The 3,308-nt window shown below is 72.4% G+C and carries 4 protein-coding genes; 1 reads left to right on the forward strand and 3 read right to left on the reverse strand.

The genetic code is table 11. The features are described from left to right. From A6V29_RS07075 to A6V29_RS07085, 3 genes are all read right to left on the reverse strand, one after another. Positions 1 to 227 (reverse strand): hypothetical protein (locus tag A6V29_RS07075; protein WP_212719098.1); only part of this gene is annotated, 227 nt, incomplete at its 3' end. A 17-nt stretch (positions 228 to 244) separates the two neighbouring features. After that, positions 245 to 1,255, reverse strand: a complete 1,011-nt coding sequence (gene cydB / locus A6V29_RS07080; protein ID WP_137159657.1) for a cytochrome d ubiquinol oxidase subunit II — start codon at positions 1,253 to 1,255, stop codon at positions 245 to 247. 15 nt (positions 1,256 to 1,270) lie between these two features. Further along, the gene (locus tag A6V29_RS07085) at positions 1,271 to 2,848 is read right to left on the reverse strand and encodes a cytochrome ubiquinol oxidase subunit I (RefSeq protein ID WP_137159658.1); all 1,578 of its coding nucleotides are present in this window, start codon (positions 2,846 to 2,848) and stop codon (positions 1,271 to 1,273) included. A 125-nt stretch (positions 2,849 to 2,973) separates the two neighbouring features. On the opposite strand from A6V29_RS07085, the gene A6V29_RS07090 reads away from it, so the two are divergent. Then, positions 2,974 to 3,308 (forward strand): BlaI/MecI/CopY family transcriptional regulator (locus tag A6V29_RS07090; RefSeq protein ID WP_137159660.1); only part of this gene is annotated, 335 nt, incomplete at its 3' end.

Consider the following 3,308-nt stretch of genomic DNA (forward strand, 5'->3'; position numbering starts at 1 on the left):
CCCGCGGCGGCCCGCAGCACCGCGCCCGCGGCGGCCAGGACCAGGGGACCGGTCAGATCGCCGTCGGCCAGGCCGGCCCCGCGGGCGACCGCGTGCGCCAGCCCTGCCGCCAGCAGCACCAGCCCGGCGCTCTGGGCCAGCGCCGCCAGCGCGGCCCGCACCAGGGCGCCGGTCAGGCCGGGCACCCCGGCCAGCGCCCCCAGCGGTCCGCGGCCCGGAGGGGCCATAAGCGTGTTTTTGGCCCTCACGCCGGGACCGGCTCGGGCTGCACCGGGTCGGCGGTCAGCCGCTGGCGGAACACCCAGTAGGTCCACGCCTGGTAGCCCAGGACGACGGGCAGCCCGATCCCCGCAGCCCAGGTCATGACCGTGAGCGTGTAGTCGCTGACCGACGAGGCGGCGACCGTGACGTCGAAGGCGGCGTCGATCGTCGAGGGGAGGACGACGGGGTAGGCCGCCCCGAAGATCGTGGCCGCCGACGCGACGAGCATCAGCGCCCAGGCGGCGAACGCCGAACCCTCGCGGTCCAGCTTCATCCGGGTCCACGCCACGACGACGGCCAGTGCCGCGACCAGCCACAGCACCGCGGTGACCGGCGTGCCGTACCGCAGGTGCGTGATGCCCGCCCACGCCAGCAGCGGGAGCGCCGCGACCGGCGCCCAGCGCAGCGCGAACGCCCGCGCCCGCACCCGCACCTCGCCGTCGACCTTGAGCGCGAGGAACAGCGCGCCGTGCACCAGCGAGAAGCCGAGGACGGCGAGCGCGCCCAGCAACGCCGGCCAGGAGTAGCCGGCGAAGGGGCCGCCCACCCGGTTGCCGGCGGCGTCGATCGGCAGGCCCAGGGTCGTGGCGCCCAGCGCGGCGCCGATGCCGAGGGCGGCGATCACCGAGCCCGCGGTGATGATCCGCGTCCACGTCGCGTCCCACGCCTCGGTGTGGTGCGAGTGCCGCCACTCGAAGGCGACCGCCCGGATGATCAGGCCGAACAGCACGAGCACGAACGGCAGGTACATCGCCGGCAGCCAGGTCGCGTACCAGCCGGGGAAGGCGGCGAACACCGCGCCGACGGCGGTGATCAGCCAGACCTCGTTGCCGTCCCACAGCGGGCCGATGCTGCGCAGCATGAGGTGCCGGTCGGCGGGCTTGCGGCCGAGCACGGGCAGCAGCGCGGCGACGCCGAAGTCGAAGCCCTCGAGCAGCAGGAAGCCGGTCCAGAGCACCGCGACGGCGCCGAACCAGAGGATCTGCAGGTCCACGATCAGCTCCTGACCTCAGTAGGCGAACTGGAGGACGTCGTCGTCGGCACGGCGGCCGCCGTCGGGTGCGCCGCCGTCGGGTGCACCGCCGTCGGGTGCGCCGCCGTCCGGTGGCGGGCTGAAGCCCGGGGTGGGGTGGGCGTCCCCGGTGGTGACCCCGGCCCGCACGAACCGGCCGATCAGCCACAGCTCGACCACCGCCAGCGCGCCGTAGACGAGGGTCAGCGCGATCAGCGAGGTCCAGACCTCGCCGGCGCTGATGCCGGGGGAGACGGCCTGGGCGGTGAAGAAGTACACCTGGTCCTCGACCGGCACGTCGGGGTTCGGGTAGACGACGAACGGCTGGCGGCCCATCTCGGTGAAGATCCAGCCCGAGGCGTTGGCGATGAACGGCGCGGCCACCGCCAGCAGCGCCCCGTACACGCCGATCCGCGACGTCGGCACCCGGCCGCGGCGGGTGGCCCACAGCGCGTAGGCGGCGACCCCGGCCGAGAGCGCGCCCATGCCGATCATCAGCCGGAAGTTCCAGTAGGTGACCGCGAGCAGCGGCGCGTAGTCGATCGGCGTCCCGGCCAGGTCGCCGAACGCCGGCTCGTCGGGGTAGGTCTCGCCGTAGACCGCGGCGTACTCCGCCTGCAGCTCGTTCACCCCGGGGACGGCGGTGGAGAAGTCGCCGTGGGCGAGGTAGCTGAGGATGTACGGGATCGTGATCGAGTGGACGTCGTCGCACTCGTTCGAGCCGAACTTGCCGACGGCGAAGATCGAGAACGACGCCGGCGCCTCGGTCTCGCAGAGCGCCTCGGCGGAGCTCATCTTCAGCGGCTGCTGCTGGTACATGAGCTTGCCCTGCCAGTCGCCGGTGAGCGCGGTGAGCACGAAGGCGGCGAGGGAGACGTAGCCGCCCAGGCGGACCGACTGGCGCCAGACGCCGTGGTCGACGTCGGTCACCGGCTGCCCGGCCAGCTTGCGCTTGCGCAGGTGCCAGAGCCCGATGCCCACGAGCAGCGCGCCGGCGACCATGAGCGCGGCGACGATCGCGTGGCTGAAGGCGGCCAGCGCGGTGTTGTTGGTCAGGACGGCGAGGAAGTCGACCTGCACGGGGCGGCCGGTCTCGTCGTTCACCTCGACCCCGACCGGGTGCTGCATCCACGAGTTGGCGGCGATGATGAAGTACGCGCTGACGATCGAGCCGATGACCGCGGCCCAGAGCGCGGCCAGGTGCAGCTTCTTCGGGATCCGGCCCCAGCCGAAGATCCACAGGCCCAGGAACGTGGACTCGAGGAAGAAGGCGAGCAGCGCCTCCAGCGCGAGCAGCGAGCCGAACACGTCGCCGACGAAGCGCGAGTACTCACTCCAGGCGAGGCCGAACTGGAACTCCTGGACCAGGCCGGTGGCCACGCCGAGAACGAAGTTGATCAGGTAGATGCGGCCCCAGAAGCGGGTCATCCGCAGCCACTCGGGGTTGTCCGTGCGCACCCACATGGTGTGCATGACGGCGACCAGCACCCCGAGCCCGATGGTCAGCGGGACCATCAGGAAGTGGTAGACGGTCGTGATCCCGAACTGCCAGCGCGCGATCTCCAGCACGTCCACCGGCCACTCCTTCACAGCGACGGCGCCGCCGTCGTACGATCGACGCGTTCTTTCTACGCCACGTAGAAGACAAAGTTCTACGAAACGTAGAAGAAGCGGGTGTGATCCGCAGGACAGGAGGGCAGATGGCATCGCTCGGCGAGCTGGAGCGCGCGGTCATGGACCTGCTCTGGTCGGCCGACGGGCCGCTCGCGGCGCCGGCGCTGCGCGACGGCCTGGCCGACCGCGGCGTCGCCCTGACCACGGTGCACACCGTGCTGACCCGGCTGGAGCAGAAGGGCTTCGTGGTCCACGACGACGCCCGGCCGCGCCGCTTCTCGCCGCGCGCCAGCCGCGAGGAGCACGCCGCCGAGCTCATGCACGAGGTACTCGGCCAGGCCGCTGACCGGCAGGCGGTCCTGGCCCGGTTCGTCGGGACCGTGAACGAGGACGAGGCGCGGCTGCTGCGCGAGCTGCTCGC

It is taken from the genome of Blastococcus sp. CCUG 61487 (assembly GCF_005222955.1).
Lineage (GTDB): Bacteria > Actinomycetota > Actinomycetes > Mycobacteriales > Geodermatophilaceae > Blastococcus.